The 23,486-nt window shown below is 47.1% G+C and carries 31 protein-coding genes; 18 read left to right on the forward strand and 13 right to left on the reverse strand.

Annotation, left to right across the window (positions count from 1 at the left end; all coding sequences use genetic code 11):
• Window position 1: 1 nt before the first annotated feature.
• Together ACKRDP_RS02990 and ACKRDP_RS02995 are read left to right on the forward strand one after the other, a co-directional pair.
• On the forward strand, window positions 2-826 hold the full coding sequence (locus tag ACKRDP_RS02990; RefSeq protein ID WP_409153274.1) for a DUF2860 family protein: 825 nt from the start codon (window positions 2-4) through the stop codon (window positions 824-826).
• Window positions 827-923: 97 nt separating this feature from the next.
• Window positions 924-1,994, forward strand: coding sequence for an EAL domain-containing protein (locus ACKRDP_RS02995; protein ID WP_409153275.1), 1,071 nt, complete (start codon window positions 924-926; stop codon window positions 1,992-1,994).
• On the opposite strand, the gene gcvPA is transcribed toward ACKRDP_RS02995, so the two are convergent.
• Genes gcvPA through ACKRDP_RS03010 form a run of 3 tightly spaced genes read right to left on the reverse strand, consistent with a single transcriptional unit; the run spans window position 1,991 to window position 4,329 of the window.
• Complete coding sequence (gene gcvPA, locus ACKRDP_RS03000) at window positions 1,991-3,307, reverse strand: aminomethyl-transferring glycine dehydrogenase subunit GcvPA (protein ID WP_409153276.1); 1,317 nt, start codon at window positions 3,305-3,307, stop codon at window positions 1,991-1,993. The two genes, ACKRDP_RS02995 and gcvPA, sit on opposite strands and share 4 nt — an antisense overlap.
• Window positions 3,308-3,835: a glycine cleavage system protein GcvH gene (gene gcvH / locus ACKRDP_RS03005; RefSeq protein WP_409153277.1), complete on the reverse strand. Its 528-nt coding sequence runs from the start codon at window positions 3,833-3,835 to the stop codon at window positions 3,308-3,310. It lies immediately after the preceding gene.
• An 11-nt stretch (window positions 3,836-3,846) separates the two neighbouring features.
• On the reverse strand, window positions 3,847-4,329 hold the full coding sequence (locus ACKRDP_RS03010) for a hypothetical protein (protein WP_409153278.1): 483 nt from the start codon (window positions 4,327-4,329) through the stop codon (window positions 3,847-3,849).
• A gap of 36 nt (window positions 4,330-4,365) precedes the next feature.
• On the opposite strand from ACKRDP_RS03010, the gene ACKRDP_RS03015 reads away from it, so the two are divergent.
• Genes ACKRDP_RS03015 through secD form a run of 3 tightly spaced genes read left to right on the forward strand, consistent with a single transcriptional unit; the run spans window position 4,366 to window position 8,003 of the window.
• Window positions 4,366-5,466: an inositol-3-phosphate synthase gene (locus ACKRDP_RS03015; RefSeq protein ID WP_409153279.1), complete on the forward strand. Its 1,101-nt coding sequence runs from the start codon at window positions 4,366-4,368 to the stop codon at window positions 5,464-5,466.
• The gene (locus ACKRDP_RS03020) at window positions 5,447-6,493 is read left to right on the forward strand and encodes a 3-deoxy-D-manno-octulosonic acid transferase (protein ID WP_409153280.1); all 1,047 of its coding nucleotides are present in this window, start codon (window positions 5,447-5,449) and stop codon (window positions 6,491-6,493) included. Before ACKRDP_RS03015 ends, ACKRDP_RS03020 begins: the two co-directional genes overlap by 20 nt.
• A gap of 16 nt (window positions 6,494-6,509) precedes the next feature.
• Window positions 6,510-8,003 carry a protein translocase subunit SecD gene (gene secD, locus ACKRDP_RS03025; protein ID WP_409153281.1) on the forward strand — a complete coding sequence of 498 codons (1,494 nt, stop codon included), beginning with the start codon at window positions 6,510-6,512 and terminating at the stop codon, window positions 8,001-8,003.
• Here the strand turns inward: secD and ACKRDP_RS03030 are convergent.
• Entirely contained in the window at window positions 8,000-9,295 is a 1,296-nt protein-coding gene (locus ACKRDP_RS03030; RefSeq protein ID WP_409153282.1) for a hypothetical protein, read from the reverse strand. The two genes, secD and ACKRDP_RS03030, sit on opposite strands and share 4 nt — an antisense overlap.
• A gap of 67 nt (window positions 9,296-9,362) precedes the next feature.
• Here ACKRDP_RS03030 and mtnA point away from each other — a divergent pair, with 67 nt between their 5' ends.
• Genes mtnA through ACKRDP_RS03075 form a run of 9 tightly spaced genes read left to right on the forward strand, consistent with a single transcriptional unit; the run spans window position 9,363 to window position 16,404 of the window.
• On the forward strand, window positions 9,363-10,313 hold the full coding sequence (gene mtnA / locus ACKRDP_RS03035; RefSeq protein WP_409153283.1) for an S-methyl-5-thioribose-1-phosphate isomerase: 951 nt from the start codon (window positions 9,363-9,365) through the stop codon (window positions 10,311-10,313).
• Complete coding sequence (locus ACKRDP_RS03040; RefSeq protein ID WP_409153284.1) at window positions 10,310-11,002, forward strand: PilZ domain-containing protein; 693 nt, start codon at window positions 10,310-10,312, stop codon at window positions 11,000-11,002. Before mtnA ends, ACKRDP_RS03040 begins: the two co-directional genes overlap by 4 nt.
• On the forward strand, window positions 10,999-12,165 hold the full coding sequence (locus ACKRDP_RS03045) for an FtsX-like permease family protein (RefSeq protein ID WP_409153285.1): 1,167 nt from the start codon (window positions 10,999-11,001) through the stop codon (window positions 12,163-12,165). The genes ACKRDP_RS03040 and ACKRDP_RS03045 overlap by 4 nt, the downstream gene beginning before the upstream one ends.
• Window positions 12,158-12,817 carry an ABC transporter ATP-binding protein gene (locus tag ACKRDP_RS03050; protein WP_409153286.1) on the forward strand — a complete coding sequence of 220 codons (660 nt, stop codon included), beginning with the start codon at window positions 12,158-12,160 and terminating at the stop codon, window positions 12,815-12,817. The genes ACKRDP_RS03045 and ACKRDP_RS03050 overlap by 8 nt, the downstream gene beginning before the upstream one ends.
• Window positions 12,818-12,825: 8 nt before the next feature.
• A complete protein-coding gene (secG, locus tag ACKRDP_RS03055) occupies window positions 12,826-13,161 on the forward strand; it encodes a preprotein translocase subunit SecG (protein WP_409153287.1) in 336 nt (111 codons plus the stop codon).
• Window positions 13,070-13,885: a peptide chain release factor N(5)-glutamine methyltransferase gene (gene prmC, locus ACKRDP_RS03060; RefSeq protein ID WP_409153288.1), complete on the forward strand. Its 816-nt coding sequence runs from the start codon at window positions 13,070-13,072 to the stop codon at window positions 13,883-13,885. The genes secG and prmC overlap by 92 nt, the downstream gene beginning before the upstream one ends.
• Window positions 13,873-15,105, forward strand: a complete 1,233-nt coding sequence (locus tag ACKRDP_RS03065) for a hemolysin family protein (protein WP_409153289.1) — start codon at window positions 13,873-13,875, stop codon at window positions 15,103-15,105. Before prmC ends, ACKRDP_RS03065 begins: the two co-directional genes overlap by 13 nt.
• Window positions 15,089-15,766 (forward strand): RadC family protein, encoded by a 678-nt coding sequence (gene radC / locus ACKRDP_RS03070; protein ID WP_409153290.1) that lies wholly within the window; start codon window positions 15,089-15,091, stop codon window positions 15,764-15,766. Before ACKRDP_RS03065 ends, radC begins: the two co-directional genes overlap by 17 nt.
• Window positions 15,763-16,404 (forward strand): ComF family protein, encoded by a 642-nt coding sequence (locus ACKRDP_RS03075; protein ID WP_409153291.1) that lies wholly within the window; start codon window positions 15,763-15,765, stop codon window positions 16,402-16,404. Before radC ends, ACKRDP_RS03075 begins: the two co-directional genes overlap by 4 nt.
• Here the strand turns inward: ACKRDP_RS03075 and ACKRDP_RS03080 are convergent.
• From ACKRDP_RS03080 to ACKRDP_RS03100, 5 genes are read right to left on the reverse strand one after another with little or no spacing between them, the layout of a single operon-like run.
• Entirely contained in the window at window positions 16,401-16,595 is a 195-nt protein-coding gene (locus ACKRDP_RS03080) for a nucleotidyltransferase substrate binding protein (protein ID WP_409153292.1), read from the reverse strand. The two genes, ACKRDP_RS03075 and ACKRDP_RS03080, sit on opposite strands and share 4 nt — an antisense overlap.
• Entirely contained in the window at window positions 16,583-16,777 is a 195-nt protein-coding gene (locus ACKRDP_RS03085) for a nucleotidyltransferase substrate binding protein (protein ID WP_409153293.1), read from the reverse strand. Before ACKRDP_RS03085 ends, ACKRDP_RS03080 begins: the two co-directional genes overlap by 13 nt.
• Window positions 16,725-17,009: a type VII toxin-antitoxin system MntA family adenylyltransferase antitoxin gene (gene mntA / locus ACKRDP_RS03090; protein ID WP_409153443.1), complete on the reverse strand. Its 285-nt coding sequence runs from the start codon at window positions 17,007-17,009 to the stop codon at window positions 16,725-16,727. Before mntA ends, ACKRDP_RS03085 begins: the two co-directional genes overlap by 53 nt.
• A 47-nt stretch (window positions 17,010-17,056) precedes the next feature.
• On the reverse strand, window positions 17,057-18,268 hold the full coding sequence (locus tag ACKRDP_RS03095) for an aminotransferase class I/II-fold pyridoxal phosphate-dependent enzyme (protein ID WP_409153294.1): 1,212 nt from the start codon (window positions 18,266-18,268) through the stop codon (window positions 17,057-17,059).
• Window positions 18,261-18,626 carry a TraR/DksA C4-type zinc finger protein gene (locus ACKRDP_RS03100; protein ID WP_409153295.1) on the reverse strand — a complete coding sequence of 122 codons (366 nt, stop codon included), beginning with the start codon at window positions 18,624-18,626 and terminating at the stop codon, window positions 18,261-18,263. The genes ACKRDP_RS03095 and ACKRDP_RS03100 overlap by 8 nt, the downstream gene beginning before the upstream one ends.
• A 19-nt stretch (window positions 18,627-18,645) precedes the next feature.
• Here ACKRDP_RS03100 and ACKRDP_RS03105 point away from each other — a divergent pair, with 19 nt between their 5' ends.
• Genes ACKRDP_RS03105 through argC form a run of 4 tightly spaced genes read left to right on the forward strand, consistent with a single transcriptional unit; the run spans window position 18,646 to window position 20,998 of the window.
• Window positions 18,646-19,071, forward strand: a complete 426-nt coding sequence (locus tag ACKRDP_RS03105; RefSeq protein ID WP_409153296.1) for a DUF1122 family protein — start codon at window positions 18,646-18,648, stop codon at window positions 19,069-19,071.
• A gap of 48 nt (window positions 19,072-19,119) precedes the next feature.
• Window positions 19,120-19,554, forward strand: a complete 435-nt coding sequence (gene rplM / locus ACKRDP_RS03110; RefSeq protein ID WP_409153297.1) for a 50S ribosomal protein L13 — start codon at window positions 19,120-19,122, stop codon at window positions 19,552-19,554.
• The gene (gene rpsI, locus ACKRDP_RS03115; protein ID WP_409153298.1) at window positions 19,551-19,991 is read left to right on the forward strand and encodes a 30S ribosomal protein S9; all 441 of its coding nucleotides are present in this window, start codon (window positions 19,551-19,553) and stop codon (window positions 19,989-19,991) included. The genes rplM and rpsI overlap by 4 nt, the downstream gene beginning before the upstream one ends.
• Window positions 19,976-20,998: an N-acetyl-gamma-glutamyl-phosphate reductase gene (gene argC / locus ACKRDP_RS03120; RefSeq protein WP_409153299.1), complete on the forward strand. Its 1,023-nt coding sequence runs from the start codon at window positions 19,976-19,978 to the stop codon at window positions 20,996-20,998. The genes rpsI and argC overlap by 16 nt, the downstream gene beginning before the upstream one ends.
• On the opposite strand, the gene ACKRDP_RS03125 is transcribed toward argC, so the two are convergent.
• Genes ACKRDP_RS03125 through ACKRDP_RS03140 form a run of 4 tightly spaced genes read right to left on the reverse strand, consistent with a single transcriptional unit; the run spans window position 20,995 to window position 23,481 of the window.
• Window positions 20,995-21,543 (reverse strand): GTP-binding protein, encoded by a 549-nt coding sequence (locus ACKRDP_RS03125; protein WP_409153300.1) that lies wholly within the window; start codon window positions 21,541-21,543, stop codon window positions 20,995-20,997. The two genes, argC and ACKRDP_RS03125, sit on opposite strands and share 4 nt — an antisense overlap.
• Window positions 21,543-22,235, reverse strand: coding sequence for a DUF4388 domain-containing protein (locus ACKRDP_RS03130; protein WP_409153301.1), 693 nt, complete (start codon window positions 22,233-22,235; stop codon window positions 21,543-21,545). The genes ACKRDP_RS03125 and ACKRDP_RS03130 overlap by 1 nt, the downstream gene beginning before the upstream one ends.
• A gap of 6 nt (window positions 22,236-22,241) precedes the next feature.
• Window positions 22,242-22,595 (reverse strand): roadblock/LC7 domain-containing protein, encoded by a 354-nt coding sequence (locus tag ACKRDP_RS03135; protein WP_409153302.1) that lies wholly within the window; start codon window positions 22,593-22,595, stop codon window positions 22,242-22,244.
• A gap of 25 nt (window positions 22,596-22,620) precedes the next feature.
• Window positions 22,621-23,481: a permease gene (locus ACKRDP_RS03140; RefSeq protein WP_409153303.1), complete on the reverse strand. Its 861-nt coding sequence runs from the start codon at window positions 23,479-23,481 to the stop codon at window positions 22,621-22,623.
• Window positions 23,482-23,486: the final 5 nt, after the last annotated feature.

Below are 23,486 nucleotides of genomic sequence, written 5' to 3' on the forward strand. Positions count from 1 at the left end.
CATGCGTGCATACAGGACTTTGCTGACGCTACTCTTGCCTGCGGCTTCCATGGCGGAGAATCGTATAGGTGCAGGTGGAGCTCTTATATGGGGAGAGGACAACAACTCCACTAGGTCCACAGGCATCATAAAAAATCTTGGAAAGCCGGAGGATAGCTTTCTCAGAGCCATCCCCCTGATTGACCTTAACCTCTCCTACAGGAGCGGAGCAAACACCTACTTCTTGAGGACAACCACGGAAGGAGCAACGCCCACCCTTCAGGCGGGCCTGAAAAGAGAGGGTTTTGTATTCCAGTCAACAGAATTCTATTTTGGCTACAACCCCTTCAGAAGAGTATGGAAAGACCCCTATCTGGTAAACATCCCGCGAGAAAAGACATACCAGCGTGATTACGAGGCTGGCATAAGATTCTCTCAGGGTAATTCAAGCCTCACGCTGAAGTCTACATATTCTGACGTGGAGGATGACCAGTTAGGTAAAAGAGAAAGAGACCTGAGAAGAGACAGAATTCTCATAGATACAGGCTATTCATACACCTACAGCTTTGGCAAAAGCCTGAGACTGACTCCCTCTGTAAATCTCAGATATTCAGAGGCAAAGGGCAGGGCAAACTCTTACGCAGGCTATGCTCTGGGTCTGTCAGGTTCTTACAGGACAGGTTTCTATCTTTTCAATGCAGGCATGGGAGTAGAAGTGGACAGATACATGAAACAGGACCCAGTTCTTCTCAAAAAGAGAAAGGAAACAGGATACTACGCCCTTGTAGCGTTGACAAGAAACAATATTTTCCACCAGAGGATTTACATAACATCTCTTGTAGCTTAAAGACAGGTTAACTCCAATCTAGACTTCTACGACAGAACTGGCCTCTTTTTTGGTGTATTGACAGGATACCGCTGGTGATGGATAATAGGAAACTGATATGCACGAGGAATGCGGGAAGTGCAATGCAATAGGGGGACTGAGGGAAGAGCCTGCCACACTTGTTTTCATAGCCGAGAGTGAATTATTAAGGCAAAAACTAAAGAAACAGCTTGAGGACCTCTCATATGAGTTTTATGATGAAGAGGATTCAATAACTTTACAGGTTTCAGGACTAAAGAGCTTCTTTTACAGGTTTTATGAGGCAAAGGGGCTGTCAGAGATTGAGAGCCAAGATATATGGCTTGTGGTTCTTTCTCCAGGGGAGAGGTTCAGAAGTTATCATGTAAAAAATGCAAGAAATCTGAATTTCTGGCTTTCGCAGGTAGCCTGCGACGAATACATGGAAATTCTAAGGGAAAAAAGGCTTATGGTGTATTTTCATCCCATAGTGGACAGCAACCTATCTGTGGTTGGCTTTGAATGCCTTATAAGGGGTATAAACCAGAAGGGTTCGCAGGTATCACCTGCTTATCTCTTTGAATGTGCAGAAAAGACAGACAGCCTCTTTTACCTTGACAGGGCCTGTAGGGAAATTGCCATACAGAAATCTGCAGAAAGAGGATTGAGGGAAACCCTCATATTTATAAACTTCGTGCCCACCAGCATATACAATCCAGAAACCTGTCTGCAAACTACCATAAGGCTTGTTAACACTTACAATCTCAGGCATGAAAACATAGTTTTTGAAGTAGTTGAAAGCCATCAAGTCAGGGATATAAAACATCTCAGAAATATAATGGACTACTACAGAGAGATGGGTTTCAAGGTGGCAGTTGATGATGTTGGTTCAGGCTTTTCTGGTCTTAACAACCTTATAAATCTGCGACCGGATATAATCAAGATTGACAGAGATATAGTTCACAATGTAAACGGAGACAGCTTGAGAAAGGGAGTTGTAGATGCCCTTGTAAACATGTGCAGGCAAAACCACATAAAGGTTCTGGCAGAGGGTGTGGAGAGCATAGGAGAATTTAACTTTCTGGTAGAAAGAGTTGATTACATGCAAGGTTTTCTCTTTGCAAAACCGTCTCCAGAGCCACAGATGCAGATAAATTTAAGGAAATCTTAGATGTTTCTCATAGACTCTACAAGCCCGTCCATTTCTTCTCTTGTTCTCTTCTCTGTAACCGCAAAGAGAAGGCTCTTAGAATAGCCAAACCTTTCAAGGGGCACGCCTGCCAGAAAGCCATTTCTCAGGGATTTTCTGTGAAGCTCTTTTGCTCTGTTGTGTCTGAGGGGGAATTCCCAGAGATGCCTGCCAGTGTATACCTCCTCAAAGCCCAGGTCCAGAAGCCTTCTTTTCAGGTATAGGGCCTTGGAAAGGCTCTGCTTTGCAACCTCTCTCATCCCCTCCTTTCCCAGAAGAACCATGTAGAGGAGGTTTGCGAGGGCTATCAGGTTCTGGTTTGTGCAGATGTTCGAGGTTGCCCTTTCCCTCCTTATGTGCTGTTCCCTTGTCTGGAGGACGAGGGTAAAAGCCTTTTTATCCTCCACATCCTCGGCCATACCCACGATTCTTCCAGGCATTTTTCTCAAATACTCCATCCTCGTGGCAAAAAAGCCTGCGTAGGGTCCTCCAAAGTTGAGGGGGACTCCCATCTGCTGACCCTCTCCCACCACTATGTCCGCACCCAACTCTCCCGGAGACCTGAGAATCGAGAGGGCAACAGAGTCCGCCACCACCACAAGTGGCACTTCATACCTCCTTGCCATTTCAGAAAGAACCGTAAGAGGCTCCACATAGCCCATGAAATTTGGATACTGCACCACAAGGGCATGAGCCTCGCCATCCCTGAGAAAACTTTCCAGCCTCTCAGAATCCGTATAGCCTTCCTCCGTAAGGGGGCACAGGCTTATCTCGTCCTCGTATCCTATCAGGTAGGTTTTTACAACTTCCCTGTAGAGGGGGTTTATACCCTCAGAAAGCACAACCCTCTTCCCCCTGCCCCTTATAGCCCTTGCCATAAGAACCGCCTCTGCAAGGGCGGAAGCTCCATCATACATGCTGGCGTTGGCAACTTCCATGCCGGTGAGTTCACATATAAGGGTCTGGTATTCAAAAAGAGCCTGTAATGTTCCCTGAGATGCCTCAGGCTGGTAGGGTGTGTAGGCGGTGAGAAACTCCCCCCTGCTCAGAATCTGCCATATGGCAGAGGGTATTATCCTGTCATAGGCTCCAAAGCCTGCAAAGGATATGAGGGATGTATTCCTTCCGCTCAGGTCTCTGAAATATCTCCTGAGATCCTCCTCACTCCTCGGCTCCGGAAGCTCAGGCCTTGAGAGAAGGGATGCGTCTATGTGTGAAAAGAGGTCTTCAAGTCTTTCAAGCCCAAGTTGCCTGAGTATTCTCTGCGTCTCATCCTCTGAATGGGGAATATACATCTACCTTTCCCTTTCTTCGTAGCCGAGCTCCTCCTCAGGCAGAGCTTCAAGGGATTCTTCAAACCTTTCTTCTTCTTCCTCCGGCAGACCTAGCTTTACGGTTTCTCCCTTTTCATCCTTTATTATCTCCACGAGAAGTTGTGCGTAATCCTCTGCGGGCATAAGGTCCTCCACCTCCATTGGGTCAGAAAGCTCTATGACAGCCAGCCATCCATCCTCGTAGGGTGATTCGTTCATGAGATGAGGCTCATCGTTTAATACTTCATTTATTTCCACCACAGTGCCAGAGAGAGGTGCATATATGGGTGATACGCTCTTTACCGATTCCACATTGGCTATAGTATCACCACTCTCGTAGGATTCGCCTACCTGAGGCAGGTCCACATAGACCACGTCGCCAAGCTCCTTTTGAGCATAATCTGTTATACCTATCCACGCCCTGTTTCCCTTCACAAGTGCCCACTCATGGTCCTTGGTGTAATACCTGTCTGTTTTCACCACATACTTGCCAACAATTATCTCATCCATCGCTTTCCTCCTTAAAGAGTTTCATATTCTATACCATATTCCTGCTTGAGTTTTTCCATCACAGTGGTGAGGTCCTTCTCTTCTCCAAGTAAGCCTTCCAGAGTTCTTATAAAGTAATCAAGGTCTATGAGCCTGAGAAGTGCCAGACCTTTCCATTCCCCATCTGTTGAGTAGAGGACATTCTTTCTCCTCTTGCTGATAAACTCTCTTAGTTTATCAAGGCTTATAACGTGAGAAGGGTCAAGGACAAGCACATCGTTTCCCCTTAGCTTCCTGAGACCTTTGTAAAGTCCGTAAAGGAAGGTTCCCCTATCGTTTCTTATGAATACGAGGTCGGGGAACCTGTCTATAAAGTCCTTCATCTCCGTAGTTATCACTGCATATAGGCTATCTGGACCTATGAGCCTTTTGAGGGTGTTAACCCTGTCCGCTACCTTCTGCAGCAGATCGCTTTCTTGGAGTAGCCTTGAGTAAAAGACCATAAGAACCTTCATCCTGCTATAATATTATAAGCCTTTGCGGAGGTTAAAATGTCAAAAATAAGAGTGGCAATAGCCGGCGTAGGAAACTGTGCCAGTAGCCTTGTTCAGGGTATCTATTACTATGCGAAGCACAGAGAAGATGTGAGTGGTCTCATGTTTGAAGATGTGGGTGGCTACAAGCCCTGGGACATTGAAGTGGTTGCCGCATGGGACATTGATGCCAGAAAGGTTGGAAAGGATTTATCTGAAGCCATATTTTCTCAGCCAAACTGCACTGCGGTCTTTGAAAAGGATGTGCCCAGAACTGGCGTTATTGTTAGAAAGGGTAAGGTGCTGGACGGATATGCAGGCCATATGGCAAACTACCCTCCGGAAAGGAGCTTTGTGCTATCTGAAGAAAGGGAAGACGAGCTTGAAGATGTGGTAAGGGTTCTCAAAGAAACGGGTGCGGACATGCTCATAAACTATGTGCCGGTGGGGTCCGAACAGGCAGCGAGGTTCTATGCAGAAGCATGCCTGAGGGCAGGAGTGTCCTTTATAAACGGTATGCCCACCTTCATAGTTTCAGACCCCTCGTGGGCAGAGAGGTTTGAGGCGGAGGGCATACCGGTGGTTGGGGATGATATAAAGTCTCAGGTTGGCGCCACTATAGTTCACAGGACTCTTGTCCAGCTCTTTCTTGACAGGGGAGTAAAGATTGACAGAACATACCAGCTTAACTTTGGAGGAAATACGGACTTTCTGAATATGCTTGAAAGGGAAAGGCTGAAGACAAAAAAGGTTTCGAAGACACATGCGGTTTCCTCTCTCATACCTTACGAGATGGACCCCTTCAGCATACACATAGGACCCTCTGACTGGGTGCCATGGCTAAAGGACAGAAAAATAGCCTACATACGCATTGAGGGGAGGCTCTTTGGGGACGTTCCCATGTATGTGGAACTAAAGCTGGATGTGGAGGATTCTCCAAACAGCGCAGGCTCCATGATAGACGCCATAAGGTGCTGTAAGCTGGCAAGGGACAGAGGCACAGGTGGACCCCTCTATTCAATAAGCGCCTACACCATGAAGCACCCCCCAGTGCAGTATCCCGACTGGCAGGCGAGGAAGATGGTGGAAGAGTTCATAAGTGGAAAGAGGGAAAGGTAGGCTCTGGTTTCATGTTGCAAGCGTAGGTGAGTTCAACACTGCCAAGCCTCTTCTCAAAAGGCTATATAGGGATTATCACATAACCCTTACATACTTTTCCTTCAGGGCAAGAAAATATCTTGAGTCTCAAAAAGGAAAAGGCTATTTCCACGAGCTTTACAGGCTTCCTCCAGACATACCCTTTCTCATAAGCAAGTTTGAGAGAAAAATAGACCCGGAGGCGATCCTCATAATGGAGAGGGAGCTGTGGCCCTTCCTCATATTATCCACCAGAGCCCCGAAGGTATGGTTGAACGCCTATTCAAAGGGTGGAGTGCTTGAAAGATGGTTTTCAAAAAGATTCTCCTTGATACTGGCAAGGGAGGAGAGGTCTTCTGAGAAGTTCAGGTCTTACGGGTCTGCACATGTCCACTCCTGTGGCAATCTGAAGTTTGTGCTTGAAGAACCTCCACCCTCAGAGCTGGAGGTGAAAGGCTCAAAACTTCTCGTAGCAGGCAGCACCCATTCCGGGGAGGAGCTTATTATAAAGAGAGCCTATGAAAGGCTTTTGAGGGACTTTGAAAGCCTCAAGCTCCTCATAGCACCCAGACATGTGAGCAGGGCTGGAGAAGTGATGAAACTCTTTGATGGAATGGGTGTGTGCTTGAGAAGCAGAGAAGAAAAGGGATGGAAAGTGCTGGTGGTTGACACCCTTGGAGAGCTCTTTTCCCTGTATAGATACGCAAACGTGGCCTTTGTGGGGGGGACATTTGTTCCCGTGGGCGGGCATAACCTTCTTGAACCCGCTTACTTTGGAAAGCCAGTGCTCTACGGACCTAACACTAAAAAGGTGGAAGACCTGAGAGCTTTTCTGGAAGAGAGAGGGCTTGGCTTTTGCGTAAAGGATGAGGAGGAGTTATACAGGCGACTGCTTGAGCTTCTGAGCAGAGAAGAGAACACGGATAAGACTGGGTTGAGAGAACACAGCGAGAAGGTTCTTGAATGTTATCTTTCCAGTCTTAACACCTTTCTGAAAAAAGTTTTGTAAAATGTTGTAAGAAAACATGAAGGACCTGAAAATTAACCTCCTTATCCTGCTCTTGATAATAGCTGTCTCGGTGGCGGTGGTTGTCCTCAAGCCTGTAAACCTCGGACTTGACCTCAGGGGCGGTATATCAATGGTTATACAGCCCGATATGAACTACAGCCTTGAGCAGGAATATGAGAGGCTCCTCAAAGATGTGGAGCAGAAGCTGAGAGAGGGAGGGGTCAGGGTTCTTGATGTTACGGCGGGTGTTGATGGAATAAAGGTTGAGTTGCTTGAAGAAGGCGAATACATTAAGCTTTCCTCCCTCCTTGAAAGAGAATTTCCCAGGTTTACGGTAGCAAGAAGGGAAAGAGGTGAGGTATTCATCAGGCTAAAGGATGCAGAGATAGAACAGCTCAGAAGTGGAGTGCTCACGCAGACAATGGAGGTTCTCCGCAGGAGGATTGATGAGCTGGGCGTAGTCCAGCCCGTCATAACTCGTATAGGTGCAGATAGAATACTGGTGGAGCTTCCTGGAGTTTTGGACATACAGAGGGCAAAGTCCATAGTGGGAAGAACCGCACTTCTGGAGCTAAAGCTGGTTGTGGAAGCAGGACCGAAGGAGGCGCTTCAGGAAAAACTCACAAGGGACTACGAGCTCCTCCCGGACCAGAGCGGGACAGAATGGTTTCTTGTGGAAAAACTACCGGTAATAACCGGGGCAGACCTGAAGACCGCCTACACCACAACCGACGAGTTTGGTATGCCCGCAGTGGGTTTTGAGCTTGCAGGAAGGGGTTCAGAGGTATTTGCACAGGCAACAGAGCAGAACATAGGCAGAAGGCTTGCTATAGTGCTTGACAAGAGAGTAATCTCTGCACCCGTTATAAGAAGCAGGATAAGCGACAGAGGGCAGATAAGTGGGAACTTTACACCCGAAGAGGCAAAAGAGCTCGCCATAGTGCTGAGAGCGGGTGCTCTTCCCACAAAGGTTAATTTCCTGCAGGAAAGCGTGGTTGGTCCCTCCCTTGGAAGGGATGCCATAGAGCAGGGTATGAAGGCTGGAATAGCAGGCTTTTTGCTCCTTGTTCTTGTCCTCGTAGCCAGATACAGAACTGCGGGCGTCACCGCTACACTCTCCATAATCCTTAATGCCCTCATGCTCTGGGCTGGTCTAGTTGCTCTTGGTGGGACCCTTACCCTTCCGGGCATTGCGGGCATAATACTGAACATGGGCATAGCGGTGGACTCAAACGTCCTCATATTTGAGAGGGTAAAGGAAGAACTCAGGCTTGGCAACAGCGTGAGAAAATCCATTGAGCTGGGCTACAGAAGAACCCTCAGCGCAGTATGGGACACACACATAACGCTTCTTGTGGCGGCCCTCATACTCTTCCAGTTCGGCAGTGGTCCCGTAAAGGGCTTTGCCACAACCCTTACCATAGGAACAATAGCCTCCTTTGTTTCAAACGTTTACTTTGCCAAGGTTCTTTTAGAACTTCTAAGCAGGCTCAGGCTTTTCAGGGTCTAAAGATAAAGGCTGAAGCTCTTTGCGGTATTTTCTGAGGGTTCGGATACAAAAAACATATGACTTTTTTCCCTGCTCTCCCTCTTAGCACCCTGCCTATGGTCTGAGCTGTAAAGACTGTTTCCGTTAAGTTTAAGAACCTCAAGGTTAAGCCCAAGGCTCTGAAGGGACTGAACAAGCCTGTGAACCTCGAAAGTGGTTGGTTGTCTGTATAGGTCTTCGCTCAAGTTCATGAAGAGCCTCAGTCTATCCCCAGAAAGCATGAATCTTACGCTGCCTTCCTCAAGGCGTATGTTTATATGCTTTGGTTCATAGGAAGGTTGAGGTTGTGGCTTTTCAACCCTCTCTATCTGCTGAACCCTATCATCCTGAAACTTGACAGTGTTTGCATGCCCTTCAAAGGACAGCAGGTCAGAACTTTTACCCCCCTTTTCTTTTCTATGGTCTTCTCCATTCTCTATTGCTTTATCGGGATGAACCAATGTCCTGGCATGAGAGTCGTATTTTTCCTGAGAAAACTCGGCAAACTTTTCACTGTCTGAGTTTATATCCTCTCTAACACCAGAGGCTTCATTCTGGGAAGGCGTAGAAAATGTGACCTCTAAGAACTTACCTTGCTCAGGGTAGGACACTGCGAAGCGCTCTGGCTCTATCCCTTTGCTGTTGGCACTGGTCTGTCTATGGGTTAAACCATAAGTTTTCTCAGATGTTTCTATTTCTACCCGAAAAGCCTCCCGATGGGCCGGCTTATTCCCGAAATCATAGCCTTGTTCAATCTGTTCTGAGTTCATATAAGGCAGATACTTCCCGGTCTCTGACCTTTCTTCTTTTTCAGCAAAAATTGGCTCATAGTCAGGATTTGTCCTGTTTAGAATTTCTGCACTTTTTTCCCAGAATGACCACGAAGCCTCATCCTGCGAAATTTTCAGTTCAGCAACGGGCTCTTCCTTATTAAGGGGCGTATGTGGGATATTTATGGGCTGTGGCTCAATCGTATGAATTGCTTCCGTTTTTGAAGCACGCTTGTTTGCCTGTATGTCTTTCACTTCTGCTGGGGAAGCAGACATCAGAAGTATTACATCAGGAAAAGCAGTTATATAGAGGTTTTCACCTAAAGCAGTTAAAGGATTTTCCTGGTCCACCTTCTTCAGAGGCTCATGTTCATTTGGAGTGAAGGTCGTCTCCCCAAAAACCTCAAAAATAACATCCTCAAAAGATATAGCAGTGTAATATGAAGAAACCCTGTAGTTCAACCCAGCAGGCACCGGAAAGCTTTCAATCTGCTCCCCTCTCAAGTTTTCCCCTCCACGGGCATAATTATAATCTTTTTTTCAGACCTGGCAAGTCTATTATATATAAGTTATGGAAGTGAAGGCCTTTTACTGGAAGGGTGATACCCTTGAGCTTCTGGACCAGAGAGAGCTTCCCGATAGAGAAATATGGCACAATCTAAAAGACTACAGAGAAGTGGCCCGGGCAATAAAGGATATGGTTGTGAGGGGAGCACCAGCCATTGGATGCGTTGCCGCCTATGGCTTTGTCCTTGGCGTGAGGTCTGGAGAAAATCCGGAGAAAGTCTATGAAACCCTCAAAAACACAAGGCCTACTGCATACAACCTCTTTTGGGCGCTGGACAGAATGAAAAGATGCCTTCAGGAAGGCAGGGACATAGAAGCAGAGGCAAGGGTTATAGAAGAGGAGGACTATATGGCAAACAGAAAAATGGGGGAGCTTGGCCAGAAGCTCATCCCCGCAGGAGCAAGGATACTGACCCATTGCAATACTGGAGCTCTGGCAACTGCCGGCTGGGGCACAGCCCTCGGTGTCATAAGGTCTGCACATTATGCAGGGAAGAATGTTTCCGTATGGGTAGACGAGACAAGACCTTACCTTCAGGGCTCAAGACTTACAGCCTGGGAACTTCTTAAAGAGGGCATACCCCACAGTATAATCACAGATTCAACCGCTGGCTTTCTTATGAGAAAAGGACTGGTGGACTGTGTTATAGTGGGTGCAGACAGGATAACAAAGGATTACCATGTGGCAAACAAAATTGGAACATATTCACTCTCAGTGCTTGCAAAGGCTCACGGAATACCCTTCTATGTGGCGGCCCCGAGGTCAACCTTTGACACCAGATCCATCACGGGAGACAGCATAGCCATAGAAGAAAGGGACGAGAGAGAGGTGAAGTTTATAAGAGATATTCCTGTAGCCCCAGAGGGCTCGCCCGCCCTTCACCTAGCCTTTGATATAACTCCACCAGAAAACATAACTGCCATAATAACAGAGGAAAGTATAATAAAACTATGATGGTGGCAGACGTGCTTAAGGAGCTGGAGAGGGAAAGGTCCTGCGAGGTGGTCACATCCTGGAGGCAAATACCCATAAGGGTAAAACTTTCTGTGAGGTGGGTATCTCCTCAGGAAAGGTTCATCAGCTTTGACTTTAAGGGTTGTAAGTTCAGACATGTGTTCTCAGACAATGTTCCTGTTTACATAAAGGTCAGAGAGTTGTTCCTTATATGTAAGGTATTCAGCAACATAAGGGATGAGCTGGTTCTCGAAGTTGACTCGCCGGTGCCTGCTCCACCTGTGGTGCTCAGAGAGTTCATAAGGGTTGAGCCCACAGAAAAGGAGCCTGTCTATGTATCCTTCTGCGTGGAAGACAACTGCCTTGTGAAGACAAGGGCTGCAGACATAAGCGAATCTGGGGTTGGTGTTTTGCTGAGTAACGAGGATACAAAAAGGCTCGTAGAAATTCTATCACAGATAGCAACGGATGCATCCAGGATACATACTCCCTTTGAGCTTGAAATAGAGCTTCCAAGGGAAGGGGTGATAAGGGCACAGGGAGAACTCAAGAACATAATAAGCAGAGAAGGGGATGTATATGTCAGGCTTGGCTTTAAGATAAACCTCAGGGAAGAACAGACCAGGAAAATAAGACAGTACATAATGCGCAGACAGAGAGAGATACTGGAACAGCTAAAGGCATTATGATGCCCCTTCTGAAGCTCTCTCTGAGATATCTCCTTTCCAGCAGAGGGTCCACCCTGCTGGTTTCTCTCATAGCCTTCCTTGGGATTGTTCTTAGCGTTACCGCCCTTCTCCTTACAATGGGCGTCTTTGCAGGCTTTCAGCAAGCCCTCAGAGAAAAAATACTTTCTGCATCGCCCCACATAGTGGTCAGCCTCGTAAGCCAGGAAAACAGAGAAGAGTATCGCAACATCATAAGTCAGAAAGCCGGCGTAGAAAAGGTCTACTATCTCATGCTCTACAACGGACTGATATCAAAGGATGGAAGGCTAACAAGCGTCAGTGTAAAGGCACTTGAGCCGGAAGAGGCTCAAGAAATATACGGGCAGAGGGTAAAGGATGGTCTTCTCGTGGGCAGAGGGCTTGCAGATATACTGGGGCTCCATGAAGGAGATGAGGTGATGGTGCTATCTCCCATGGGAAAACGAACCCCTTTTGGTATTCTTCCGAGGGTTAGAGTTTTTAAGGTTGAGGGTATCTTCCAGAAGGGGGTCTTTGACCAGGACTACGCCACAGTGGTTATGGACATCAGAACTGCCTCAGACTTTTTTGGAGAGGGATACCAGCTCTCTGGATATGAGGTATACCTCAAGGACCCTTACAGAGCCCAGGAGGTAAAAAGAGAGCTGGAAAAAAGCCTTGGGGATATGGCCATAGTGCGTTCATGGATAGACCTGAACAAACCTCTTTTCAATGCACTACAGCTTGAGAAGGTGGGAATATTTTTTGTGCTCATGCTCATGATTGTAATAGCCTCCTTCAACATAACAAGCCTTCTTTTCATGAAGGTAAGGGAAAAGGTAAGAGATATAGCTGTTCTGAGAACCTTTGGCTTGAGGAGATGGCAGGTGGCGTATGTATTCCTTCTTCAAGGTCTTATGCTGGGTATTTCTGGAGCCTTCCTCGGCCTCCTTCTGTCTCTGGTAGGAGGATATTTTATCAACGAATACAGGCTTGTAAGGGTTCCAGCGGATGTCTACCTCATGGACCACGTGCCCGTGCACTTTGAACTTTCCGACATTATTTTTACAATTCTGGGTGCCGTAGTTCTTTCCCTTCTGGCAAGCCTCCTCCCCGCCTACAGGGCGGGAAGGGAAAGTATAGTAAGGGTCCTTAGAAATGAATAGGGTTATACACATAAAGAACCTGCGGAAAGTCTACCCGGGTGGCGTTGAGGCCCTTAAAGACATAAGTCTTGAGATCTTTGAGGGTGAGGTGGTAGGTCTGATGGGACCCTCCGGGTCTGGCAAGAGCACTCTTCTCCACATAACTGCCGGCCTTGAAAGGCCAACAGAGGGGGAGGTTTACCTTATGGACCAGGACATAGTTGAGATGGATGAGGACCGGCTCGCATCTTTCAGACAGAAGTATCTGGGCTTTGTTTTTCAGTTTTACTACCTTCTTGAGGACTTTGATGTGCTGGAAAATCTGACTCTTATAGGTCAGCTGGCTGGTGTTGAAAGACCCAAGGAAAAAGCCCTGCAGATACTTGAATACCTCAGGCTCACCCACAGGCTCAGACACAGACCCAGTCAGCTCTCTGGAGGAGAACAACAGAGGGTTGCCATAGGGAGGGCTCTCATGCTGGAACCCAGAATACTGCTTGCAGACGAGCCCACAGGAAATCTTGACCTTGCTGAGGGCAGGAGGATTTTTGAACTTTTCCTCAAACTCAGGGAGGAAAAGGGGCTGACCCTTCTTGTGGCAACACATAACGAAGAACTGAAAGCATACTTTGACCGGATATACAGGTTAAAGGATGGAGAGCTTATCGTATAATAGTAGACATGTATTACCTTCTTCTTACGCTTTTTGTAATAGTTGCCCTTCTGCTCATTGTTGTGGTGCTGATGCAGAGGAGCAGGGGGGATGTGGGCACCGCCTTTGGTGGAATGGGGCAGGGTGTGTTTGGACCGGGCGGTGTGGACACGATTCTTACAAAGGTCACCTACTGGCTTGGCTTTTCTCTCATGGCAATAGCCATCCTTCTTGCCCTCACCCATCCCTCAAAAAGAGGCTCTCTCATAAAAGATGAAGGTCAGACAGCTCCTTCAAAAACCCAGCAGAGCATCCCTCAGGGACAGAGCACTCCTTCTGGCACACCTTCTGGGAACAGACCATAAGGAGCTTTATTTTATGGAAGGCCTTGAGGTTCCCCCGGAGGTGGAGGAAAGATTTTTCAGAGAACTCAGCAGACTTGAGGAGGGGTATCCTCTTCAGTATATCCTGGGTGAGTGGGACTTTTATGGTATGACCTTCTTTGTGGAGGAAGGTGTTCTCATACCGAGGCCGGAGACGGAAATTCTTGTGGAGGAGGTTCTCAAGAGACTGCCAGAGGATAAACCTCTTCTGGGCCTTGAGCTGGGCGTGGGCACAGGGTGCATAAGCGTGAGTCTTCTATATTACAGGACAAACCTGCGCATGCTTGGAAGTGATATAAGTCTGAGAGCTCTCAGGCTTACAAGGAAGAATGCCCTCAGACATGGAGTTTCAGACAGGCTTTTGCTCTTTGCAGGAGACCTATTTACGCCTCTAAAGCCCTACCCCTTTGACCTTCTTGTTTCAAACCCCCCATACATTCCGGAGGCTCACTGGGAAAAACTCCCCAAGAGCATAAGAATAGAAGGCTATTCCTCTCTCATAGGTGGAGTGAGGGGATGGGAGTTTTACGAAAGACTGGCAGCGGGAGTGGCGGATTACCTCAAGCCAGGTGGTCTCATAGCACTTGAGATAGGTCATGACCAGGGGGAGGTGGTAAGGAGGCTTTTTGAAGAAAAGGGGTTTAAAGTTGAAACCATCAGAGATTACTCAGGACAGGAGAGAGTAGTGCTGGGATGGAGATATTAGGATTTCTTCTTGGTGCCTTTTTCTTCATACTGCTTGAAGCCTTCTTTGCTGGGTCTGAGATAGCCCTTGTGAGCGTGGACAGGGGAAGAGTGATGAACCTGTATAGAAGGACAAAACAGGAGTTTCTCAGGGACTTTCACGAAAACCCAGAGGACTACATAACCCTTACCATGCTCGGCTACACGGTTAGTATAGTCTTTGCCTCTACCTTTTACACCCTTGCGGTTATTAAGCTCTCCGATTACCTCCCCTTTATAAGAGGACTTGAGGTGCTCTTTTCCGCAAGCCTTGTAGTCTTCACCCTCCTTCTTGGAGAACTGCTCCCCAAAAGCCTCTTCCAGAAGCATGCAGAAAGGCTAATCCTGCCTTCCCTGTGGATTTTAAGCAGGCTCAAGACCTTTACAAAGCCAATTCTCACCATCTCAAGAGGTGTAAGCAGGTTTATCACCGATATCCTCAGAGACAGGTATCAGGAAAGGCTTCAGAAAGAGGAAATCATAAAGCTTATGGAAGAGACTGCAGCAAGAGAAGAAAGCCTCCGAATAGCTCTTCAGAGCATAACCATGAGGGACCTTTTTGTGACAGAAGAGATTAGACCCATAAAAGAGGTGGTCATGGTGGAGGAAAATGCCGGTATTGAGCAGGTCATGGAACTTATGAAGGAAAGCCAGTATAGAAGACTCCCCGTCTACAGAAGAAGAGTTGACCAGATAGTGGGCTATGTGGACCTTTTTGACCTGGTGCAGAGCAGGCATGCAAGATTTATAAGGGAGCTAATAAGGCCTGTCCATTACTTTTCAGAGTTTACAACCCTTGACAAGGTTTTTGACTTTTTCAAGAGAAGCAAGGAACATATGGGTCTTGTGGTGGATGAGCGCGGAAACATACTGGGCATAATTACATGGGATGACCTCCAGAGCTATCTTATAGGAGGTCTTTCTGAAGGAAGGGCAGAGGAAGATGAGGACATATTGGAGATAGAAAAGGATATATGGATAGCAGAGGGCAGCGTGGAGAGGGAGAGGATTGAAAGGCTCCTGAACATTGAGCTTCCAGAGGGTCCCTACACAACCCTCGGTGGATTTCTCTCCTTCAATCTTAAAGGTCTTCCAGAAAAGGGGCAGGTGGTAGACTATCAGGGATACCGTTTTAAAGTGGTTCAGAGGGATGAAAGGAGGATAATAAAGGTGAGGATAGAAAGACATGTATCGGAGGAATAAAAGCATAAGGGAGCTTCCGGAGGAACTGAAGCCGAGGGAGAAAATGCTCAGGCTCGGGGCGGAGAGCCTCACAGAGGAAGAACTGCTGGCACTGATTCTTGGCTCTGGCACCAGAGAGATGGATGTGCTCAGCCTTTCAAGGGAAATAGTGAGGCTGGGATGGCAGAGACTGGGCAAAATGTCCCCAGAGGAAGTCATAAAGAGCTTTAAGGGTATAGGTGAGGCAAAGGCATGTCAGATTAAGGCCATAATAGAGCTTGCAAAGAGGATAAGCGACCCTTACGAGGGGGTCTTCATAAACAATCCAGAAGAAGCCTACAGATTTTTAAAGAACATGGTGGACGAAAGAAGGGAACATCTCATAGCCCTCTATCTCGCACCAACCAACAGACTTATAGCACACGAGGTGATAGCCATAGGCAGGATGAACGCCCTGCACGCAGAGCCAAGGGAAATACTCTACCACGCCATAAACACCGCCTGTCATTCCATCCTAGTAGCCCATAACCATCCAAAGGGCGAGCTGAGACCTTCAAGGGAGGACATAGAGTTCACAAAAAGGCTCAGGGATGCCTGCAAGCTCATGGGCTTTGAGCTCCTTGACCATCTCATAATAAACCGAAAGGGTTATGTTTCCCTCAAAAGGGAGGGCTATATGTGATAGGTCTGCTTCAGAGACTTGGACTTTCTTCTGAGAAATGCCTTTCCTGTGGGGGTTTTTTCAGTGGTTCCTCTCAGGGCTTTTTATGCGATAGATGCCTTGAAGCCATAAAACCTCACCATCCCATGGACTACTCAGAAAAGATTGAATATGTGGCTTCTTACAGGGTTTTTGGTATGTATGAGAGCGTTCTGAGAGAGGTCCTTCACGGCATAAAGTTTGGAAATTCAAAAAGCCTTGCACTGCTTCTGGGCAGAAGGATAAAAGAGCACCTGCCGGATTATCTTGAAGAGATAAAGCCAGACATGATAACCTTTCCTTCTCTTAACATAAGAAGGTTCTGGGGAAGGGGATTTAACCATGTGGAGTATATACTCAGAGGGGCAGAGGTGCCATACATGAAAGTCTTCAGAAGAAGGGACATAAGTCCACCCCTTGCACGCCTTAACGCAGAAAAAAGACAGAAGGCAGTTCTCGGACACATGCTCAGGGATGAGTTTATAGACTTTATTGAGGGTAAAAGAGTTCTTCTGGTGGACGACCTTCTGACTACAGGCTCCACCATAAAAAGGCTTGCATACCTGCTCCTCTCTGTGGGTGCGGAGGAGGTGCATGCCTACTTTATCGCAAAGGGCTAAAAGACTTCTGTAATCCCCTCTAAAAACCGTTCAAGTTTGTCCATGTATCTTCCCTTTATCCTTTCAAACACCTCTCTGCTTTCTGCCTCACTGTATATGCGTGAGGCGAGATTTCTATCTTCAAGCATGTCAAGGAAAAGCTCATCATCCTCCAGAAACCCTGCCCTGAAGGCTGTCTTTATATTTTGCATTCAAAGCCGTGATATTCAAGAAGTATCTTCAGAAACTTCCAGAAGGACTCAAAGGTATACTCAAACCTCTGCAGAACTCCGTCAATCTCAAGAGGAGTTTTTGCCTCTGACAGCCCCTCCTTCATGGTCTTAAAGGCTCTGCTGAGTTTCTCGTAGGCTTTTTGCACCTCTTCCCTTTTCATAGAGAACCCTGCCGGTTCTTCTTACAAGCTCTGCAAAGTCTTTTTCCACTTTATGGAGAAAGACCACATCCACACTGTATATACCACTGAGCTTCTCTATCTTTTCCTTTAACTTTCTCCGCTCCCTGTGATCAAGCTCTTTGCCCCCCTCCACCGCTATGTCTATATCCGAATATGGCTTTGCGCTGCCCTTTGCCCTTGAACCGAAAAGGATTATCCTGTCGGGGTCCAGCTCCTGCGTTAGGAGGTCAACAAGCTTCTAGATAAGGTCATCAACTTTCATACCCTCTGTGTAAATCTTTCAAAAGCCCTCTTTATACCCCTTATTGCCTGTCTTATCCTGTGTTCGTTCTCCACAAGGGCAAACCTCACATAGCCCTCACCATATTCTCCAAAACCTATGCCCGGAGATACCGCCACCTTGGCCTCTTTTAGCAGATAGAGGGAAAAGTCAAGAGAGTTCATACCCACCCACTGGGGTATCTTAGCCCACAGAAACATGCTTCCCTTCGGCTTTTCCACATGCCATCCTATACGGTTAAGTCCTTCCACCAGCACATCCCTTCTTTTCCTGTAAACCTCCCTGTTTTTCTCCACAATCTCGTAGGGGCTATCAAGGGCTATTATGGAGGCAACCTGAATGGGGGTAAAGACACCATAATCAAGATAGCTCTTCAGATGGGCAAGGTTCTTTATGAGCGTCTCATTCCCCACTATGAAGGCAACGCGCCATCCTGCCATTGAAAAACCCTTTGACATGGAGTAAAGCTCCACCGCCACATCCTTTGCCCCTTCCACCTGCAGTATACTTGGAGGCTCATAACCGTCAAAGCCAAGGTCCGCATAGGCAAAGTCATGAACAAGCCATACCTCTTCCCTCTTTGCCAGCCTTACCATCTCTCTGAAAAAGTCAAGGCTCACGCAGAGGGTTGTGGGGTTATGTGGAAAGCTCAGCACCACTGCTCTGGGCTTTCTAAAAGATGCCTTGAGGGTATCATGAACCCTTCTGAGAAAGCTCTCCTCAAAAACCTCTCCATAATCGGGAATTATTGGGACGGATATGGCATCACCGCCGGCTATTATGGGAGCATAGTAGTGTATGGGATAGGTGGGGTTGGATACAAGCACTGTGTCACCGGGCTCAAGCATGGCAAGCATAAGGTGAGAATATCCTTCCTTGGCACCTATGGTGAGTATGGCTTCCCTCTCAGGGTCAAGCTCCACCCCGTATCTTCTTCTGTAAAAGTCGCATATGGCTTTTCTGAGCCTGGGAATACCCTTTGAAGCAGAGTAGCCATGAACGTTATCTCTGCGTGCCACTTCACAGAGCTTTTCCACTATATGCTCCGACGGTGGAAGGTCAGGGTTTCCCATACCCAGGTCCACTATGTCTTCCCCCTCACGCCTGAGCCTGTATTTTAGCTCGTTTACCATAGCAAAGACATACTTTGGAAGCCTGCTCACTCTCGGAAACATCCAGCTCTCACTCATGCTCTCCTTCCTCTTCAAGTTCCTTACAGTTTATGCACATGGTGGTGACAGGTCTTGCCCTCAGCCTTTCAAAGGGTATCAGGGCTCCACAGCTTTCACATATGCCGTATGTGCCCTGCTCCAGCTTCATAAGGGCATAATCTATCTTACGCAGAAGCTTTAACTCTCTTGTCTTTATCCTCTGCAGGCTTATGTATCTGCCTGTTTCTATGTTTGCCCTGTCAATCTCATCACCACCCTCAAAGGAAACGTTTGAAGGGTCTTTTATCTGCTCCTCCGCATATTTTATTATCCTCTCCCTCATCCTCAGAAGTTCTTCCTTTAGCTCCGCTATCTGTTTTGGAGTTAGATGGTGCATAATCCTATAATTATAAGTCATGAAGGAGGCTTTCAAAGAGGAACTTGGGAAACACTTCAGTCTTATCAGGGTTGAAAGGGGAAGGTTTGCGGAAGAAGAGAACATAACCCTTGGAAAAGATGGCAGGAGAATACTTTTCATAAAAGCCTTTTATGGCAGAAAGCCCTACTGGAAAGAGTGGGTGGAGCTTTTCCACATTAGCCCGGAGTTCTTTGGCTCCTCCTCTGAGGAGGAACTCTACCATATACTGGCTAAATACTTCAGAAGGGTTTTTGTGGAATACTATGAGGACCATCAGACCATGCAGGAGCTAAAGGCGGGAAAGGAGCCGCAGTATACAAGGCTTGGTTCAAAGCTGAAAGCCCTCGGCTACAGATACTTCAGGGACTGGTATTATCCGGAAGGATGGATGGAGGGTGGGTATAAGTTGCAGGCGGAAAGATAACCTGTGTTATAATGTATAATTCTTAGAAGTTCTTAAAGGAGAAGAAGGATGAAAACCTACCATGTTAGAAAAGAGGATGTGGTAAGGAACTGGTGGGTCGTAGACGCCCAGGGAAAGGTTCTGGGCAGGCTTGCCTCTCAGATAGCAAGGGTGCTTATGGGAAAGCACAAGCCCTACTACCAGCCGGACGTGGATTGCGGTGACTTTGTCATAGTTCTGAATGCGGACAAGATCATTGCCACCGGCAAAAAACCTGAGCAGAAAAAGTATCAGTTTCACAGCAACTACCCCGGTGGTCTCAAGGAGAGAAGTCTTTCCTGGATGCTCCAGCACAAGCCCGAAGAGGTTATAAGGCTTGCCGTCAGGAGAATGCTTCCAAAAAACAGACTGGGGCACAGAATGCTCAAGAGGCTAAAAGTGTACACAGGAAACGAACATCCGCACACTGCTCAGCAACCCAGAACTCTGGAGGTTGAAGCATGAGTCTGAAGCTGAAGGATTTTAAGATAGGCTTTGATAATGCCTTTTATGGCACTGGAAGAAGAAAGGAAAGTGTGGCAAGGGTATGGCTCATAAGAGGGACAGACAGACAGATAGTAAAAGTCAAGGAAAGCGGAAAGGAGTATAATCTGAAAGACTATCTTCAGAGGGAAACCCTCTATCATAAGGTTTTCTATCCCATAAAGCTCACAGGTCTGGATGGAAGGTTTGGCATATATGCCACTGTAAGCGGCGGTGGCATAAGCGGGCAGGCGGAAGCCATAATGTATGGTGTTGCAAAGGCTCTTCTCAAATACAACCCAGACCTGAGAGGTAGCCTCAAGAAAGCTGGACTCCTGAAGAGGGATGCAAGGGAAAAGGAAAGAAAGAAATATGGACTCATGAAGGCAAGAAAAGCCTACAGATGGAGCAAGAGATAAGAGTATGTATCTACGGTGCCACCGGATACACGGGGGCTGAGCTTCTCAGGATACTTTTAGAGCATCCTTATGTAAAGGTGGCTTCTCTCACTTCTCAATCCTATGCCGGCAAGAGGCTTTTTGAAGTTTTTCCCTCCTTCCTGCCAGCCCCTGTTGGCTCTTTAAAGCTTACTGAAGAGCCTGATGAGGACTTTGACGTTGCCTTTCTCTGCCTTCCACACGAAGCATCGCTGGAGCTTGTGCCAGAGCTCCTGAAAAGGGGTAAGAAGGTAATAGACCTCTCTGGCGCTTACAGAATAAGGGATGCATCTAAATACCCCGAATACTACGGTTTTGAGCACACACATAAAGATTTGCTACAGCGAGCAGTTTATGGACTTCCGGAGATTTTCAGAGAAGATATAAGGGGAGCTCAGCTGGTGGCAAACCCAGGCTGCTATCCTACTGCTACACTGCTGGCTGTCTATCCTCTGCTTAAAGAAGGTATTGAAATGGACTTTTTAATCGTGGATGCTCTCTCTGGAGTTTCCGGTGCAGGCAGAAAGACGAGCCAGAAGTTCCATTATCCTGAGATGGAAGGAAACGCCTTCGCCTACTCAGTGGACAGGCACAGGCATACACCAGAAATGGAGGAAGTTATTCATAGGGTTTATGGAAAAGTTTTGAAGGTAAGGTTTACACCACAGGTTGTCCCCACAGTGCGGGGGATGCTGGCAAAAGTCTATACAAGATGCGGAGAGATGGACTTCAGGGGTCTTTATGTGGAAACTTACAGAGGGGAGCCATTCCTATTTCTCACAGAAGAGCCACCGCACATGAAGCACGCTGCTGGAAGTAATTTCTGCTTTTTATACCTTTACTATCACAGAGAAACATCCATACTTGAAGTTATAAGTATCATAGACAACCTGGGGAAGGGGGCATCTTCACAGGCGGTGCAGAACTTTAACCTTATGATGGGTTTTGAAGAAAGCCTGGCATTGAAAAGATCTGCGCAGTTCCCTTAACTGGAGATTTCTTCCTTTATTATTTCAAGCAGTGTAAGCAACACACTTTTAACGCTTTCCTTATCAATGGCAGAGAGGGGCAACACAGGTATGCCCTCATCCTCACCTATGTCAAGGGCGGTGGATACGTCTTCTGAAGACCAAGCGTTGGGCAGGTCCTGCTTGTTTGCACCCACCACCATGGGAACAGGAAAGCGAGAGTGGAAGAAATTTATTATCCTCCTTGCCTCATGAAAGGTGGAGGGGTCTGTGCTGTCTACCAGTATTATTATTCCAAGTGCACCTTCACCCAGTATCTCCCACATGAAGTCAAACCTTGACTGACCGGGCGTGCCAAAGAGATACAGCTCATGCTCATCATCTATGCGTATCTTTCCAAAGTCCATGGCTACGGTGGTGTATTCCTTCACGCTCCTTTCGCCAACTGCCTGAGTTCTTCTTTCAGTTTTAACCGTTTTAATCTCACTCACAGTGTTTATAAACTGCGTTTTGCCCGCCGCAAAGGGACCAGCCACCACTATTTTTATCTTCTTTATGGTCTTCATCACAGCTCCCTTATCCTTTCTATTATCTTCATGAGAAGGTCAAGGGCTATTGAAGGCTTCTGTTTCCTCTCTTTCTTCTTTCTCTTTATTACCCCAAGGGCAAGGAAGCCATACAGAGCCCTGTCCACAGTAAGGTTTTCAAGACCTGACTCTTTCCTTATGTCATACACAGTTCTCTCGCCGTTCACGAGAGGAAGGACCTTTTGCTCTTCTGGAGTGAGCTCTACCCTCTTTAGCTTTTCCTCGGAACCCTCAGCGGGTTCAAAAAGAAGCATTTCATCAGATATTTTTCTTTCAACCTCCTCCGGTGTAAGGTAGCGGGATGCCATCATGATTATGTTTTCAACTGGATAGACAACCGAATAGTTGGAGTTATACTTCACAAATCCTGGCGTAAAGGAAAACACACCCTCTTTCATGTCAAGTCTCTCAAGTAGAAACCTCTGCACAGTTCTAAAAAGGTTCTCCTTTGATATGCGCAGCTTTTCTATCAGAAGGTCAAAGTCCCTCTCCGCATAAACTCTGAAGACCCTGTCCACAGGACGGGCAAAGATTATCTCCCCATCCTTCACGTAATAGGCAACCGTTATATCCTTCCACTCCACAAGGAGAATCCCGCTCTTCCTGTCCTTGGCTATTATCTGGAGTATGTCCACAAAGTTAAAGGTTTTCAGGTCACCCGTGAGAGCCATAAGCCTTTATATCATCCCCTTTAGCTTATCCTGGGACTTCCTTATCTCCATAAGCAGTAGCCCCAGCTTGGCATTGTTATCCGCAAGAACCACCATCACCGCATCCCTTCCCACTCCAGTGAGTATGACATAACCATCATGCCCCTTGATAGTTATCTGTTCCAGGTTACCCTTTGCAAGCTCTTCTGAGACACGTTCACCCAGTGAGAGTATGGCTGCGCTCATGGCCGCTATGCGGTCCTCCTCCATGCCTGGCTTGAGCACTGAGGCTATTGGCAATCCATCTGCAGATACGAGGGATGCACCCTCAAGACCTGTGTTTCTTATGAGTTCCTGCAAAACCTGTGTATACCTGTCCATTTTTCCCTCCTCTCTAAGAATTATACTAAACTTTCCAGAAGAATATATCGTAAAGAATCCCCATGGTTACAGAGAAAAAGAGCCAGAAAAACACATATGCGAGGACCAGGCCCTTTGGCAGGAACTTAAGCGTTGCCAGTATAGTAGGCACGCATATGCCAGTTCCTCCCAGCATAAAGGTAAGTGCACCACCCCAGCTGAAGCCTATATCTCCCAGAGCCTTTGCTATGGGCACCTCCTCACCGGAGCATACATAAATTGGTATGGATACAAAAGAAAGGAGAGGGTAAGATAGAAAACTGCCGGCTATCGGCTTTATAAGACCAGGGGGGATAAGGGTCTTAATCAGGGAGGCAATCACTATACCCAGCAAGAGATACCTGCCTATTCCAAGAAAGTTATCCTTAAAGTACGTGCCAAAGGATTTCCAGCCTGTGTCCCTTGCACTTCCTATAGTTAGGGGCAATCCACTGGGTTTTTTGAAAAAGAAGTCAGATATGTAGGCAAAGAGAAGGGCAAAGAAAAGAGTGCCAAAAAGTCTCAGCATAGTCATGGGAAGACCAAAGTAACCGTAAGTAAGGAGCAGGGTTACTGGGGATACAACTGGTGCTACCACAAGAAAGGAGAGCACTGGTGCATAGCCTCTGGACATGCTGCTTATAAGGTTTGCCACTGGAAGCATGGAACAGGAACATAGAGGCAAGAGCCCAGCAAGAATACCAGTGTATATGGGCGCAGTTCTTCTTTTCCTGAGGAAGGTTTTTAGCCAGCTGAGGCTCGTAAAACCCTGAAGCAGAGATGTAATAAGAACTGCAAGGAGAAAGAAGGGGAGTATGTCCAGTGTGTAGTCCCATAAGGAAAGGAAAAAGTTTCTGAAAATTTCCATGCTGA

Source organism: Pampinifervens navoyensis, assembly GCF_046159715.1.
Lineage (GTDB): Bacteria > Aquificota > Aquificia > Aquificales > Aquificaceae > Pampinifervens.

Coding starts and splice junctions, on each gene's coding strand:
- ACKRDP_RS02990 (WP_409153274.1), top strand. CDS start 2: ATGCGTGCATACAGGACTTTGCTGACGCTACTCTTGCCTGCGGCTTCC.
- ACKRDP_RS02995 (WP_409153275.1), top strand. CDS start 924: ATGCACGAGGAATGCGGGAAGTGCAATGCAATAGGGGGACTGAGGGAA.
- gcvPA (WP_409153276.1), bottom strand. CDS start 3,307: ATGTATATTCCCCATTCAGAGGATGAGACGCAGAGAATACTCAGGCAA.
- gcvH (WP_409153277.1), bottom strand. CDS start 3,835: ATGGATGAGATAATTGTTGGCAAGTATGTGGTGAAAACAGACAGGTAT.
- ACKRDP_RS03010 (WP_409153278.1), bottom strand. CDS start 4,329: ATGAAGGTTCTTATGGTCTTTTACTCAAGGCTACTCCAAGAAAGCGAT.
- ACKRDP_RS03015 (WP_409153279.1), top strand. CDS start 4,366: ATGTCAAAAATAAGAGTGGCAATAGCCGGCGTAGGAAACTGTGCCAGT.
- secD (WP_409153281.1), top strand. CDS start 6,510: ATGAAGGACCTGAAAATTAACCTCCTTATCCTGCTCTTGATAATAGCT.
- mtnA (WP_409153283.1), top strand. CDS start 9,363: ATGGAAGTGAAGGCCTTTTACTGGAAGGGTGATACCCTTGAGCTTCTG.
- ACKRDP_RS03040 (WP_409153284.1), top strand. CDS start 10,310: ATGATGGTGGCAGACGTGCTTAAGGAGCTGGAGAGGGAAAGGTCCTGC.
- ACKRDP_RS03045 (WP_409153285.1), top strand. CDS start 10,999: ATGATGCCCCTTCTGAAGCTCTCTCTGAGATATCTCCTTTCCAGCAGA.
- ACKRDP_RS03050 (WP_409153286.1), top strand. CDS start 12,158: ATGAATAGGGTTATACACATAAAGAACCTGCGGAAAGTCTACCCGGGT.
- secG (WP_409153287.1), top strand. CDS start 12,826: ATGTATTACCTTCTTCTTACGCTTTTTGTAATAGTTGCCCTTCTGCTC.
- prmC (WP_409153288.1), top strand. CDS start 13,070: ATGAAGGTCAGACAGCTCCTTCAAAAACCCAGCAGAGCATCCCTCAGG.
- ACKRDP_RS03065 (WP_409153289.1), top strand. CDS start 13,873: ATGGAGATATTAGGATTTCTTCTTGGTGCCTTTTTCTTCATACTGCTT.
- radC (WP_409153290.1), top strand. CDS start 15,089: ATGTATCGGAGGAATAAAAGCATAAGGGAGCTTCCGGAGGAACTGAAG.
- ACKRDP_RS03080 (WP_409153292.1), bottom strand. CDS start 16,595: ATGCAAAATATAAAGACAGCCTTCAGGGCAGGGTTTCTGGAGGATGAT.
- ACKRDP_RS03085 (WP_409153293.1), bottom strand. CDS start 16,777: ATGAAAAGGGAAGAGGTGCAAAAAGCCTACGAGAAACTCAGCAGAGCC.
- ACKRDP_RS03095 (WP_409153294.1), bottom strand. CDS start 18,268: ATGAGTGAGAGCTGGATGTTTCCGAGAGTGAGCAGGCTTCCAAAGTAT.
- ACKRDP_RS03100 (WP_409153295.1), bottom strand. CDS start 18,626: ATGCACCATCTAACTCCAAAACAGATAGCGGAGCTAAAGGAAGAACTT.
- ACKRDP_RS03105 (WP_409153296.1), top strand. CDS start 18,646: ATGAAGGAGGCTTTCAAAGAGGAACTTGGGAAACACTTCAGTCTTATC.
- rplM (WP_409153297.1), top strand. CDS start 19,120: ATGAAAACCTACCATGTTAGAAAAGAGGATGTGGTAAGGAACTGGTGG.
- rpsI (WP_409153298.1), top strand. CDS start 19,551: ATGAGTCTGAAGCTGAAGGATTTTAAGATAGGCTTTGATAATGCCTTT.
- argC (WP_409153299.1), top strand. CDS start 19,976: ATGGAGCAAGAGATAAGAGTATGTATCTACGGTGCCACCGGATACACG.
- ACKRDP_RS03125 (WP_409153300.1), bottom strand. CDS start 21,543: ATGAAGACCATAAAGAAGATAAAAATAGTGGTGGCTGGTCCCTTTGCG.
- ACKRDP_RS03130 (WP_409153301.1), bottom strand. CDS start 22,235: ATGGCTCTCACGGGTGACCTGAAAACCTTTAACTTTGTGGACATACTC.
- ACKRDP_RS03135 (WP_409153302.1), bottom strand. CDS start 22,595: ATGGACAGGTATACACAGGTTTTGCAGGAACTCATAAGAAACACAGGT.
- ACKRDP_RS03140 (WP_409153303.1), bottom strand. CDS start 23,481: ATGGAAATTTTCAGAAACTTTTTCCTTTCCTTATGGGACTACACACTG.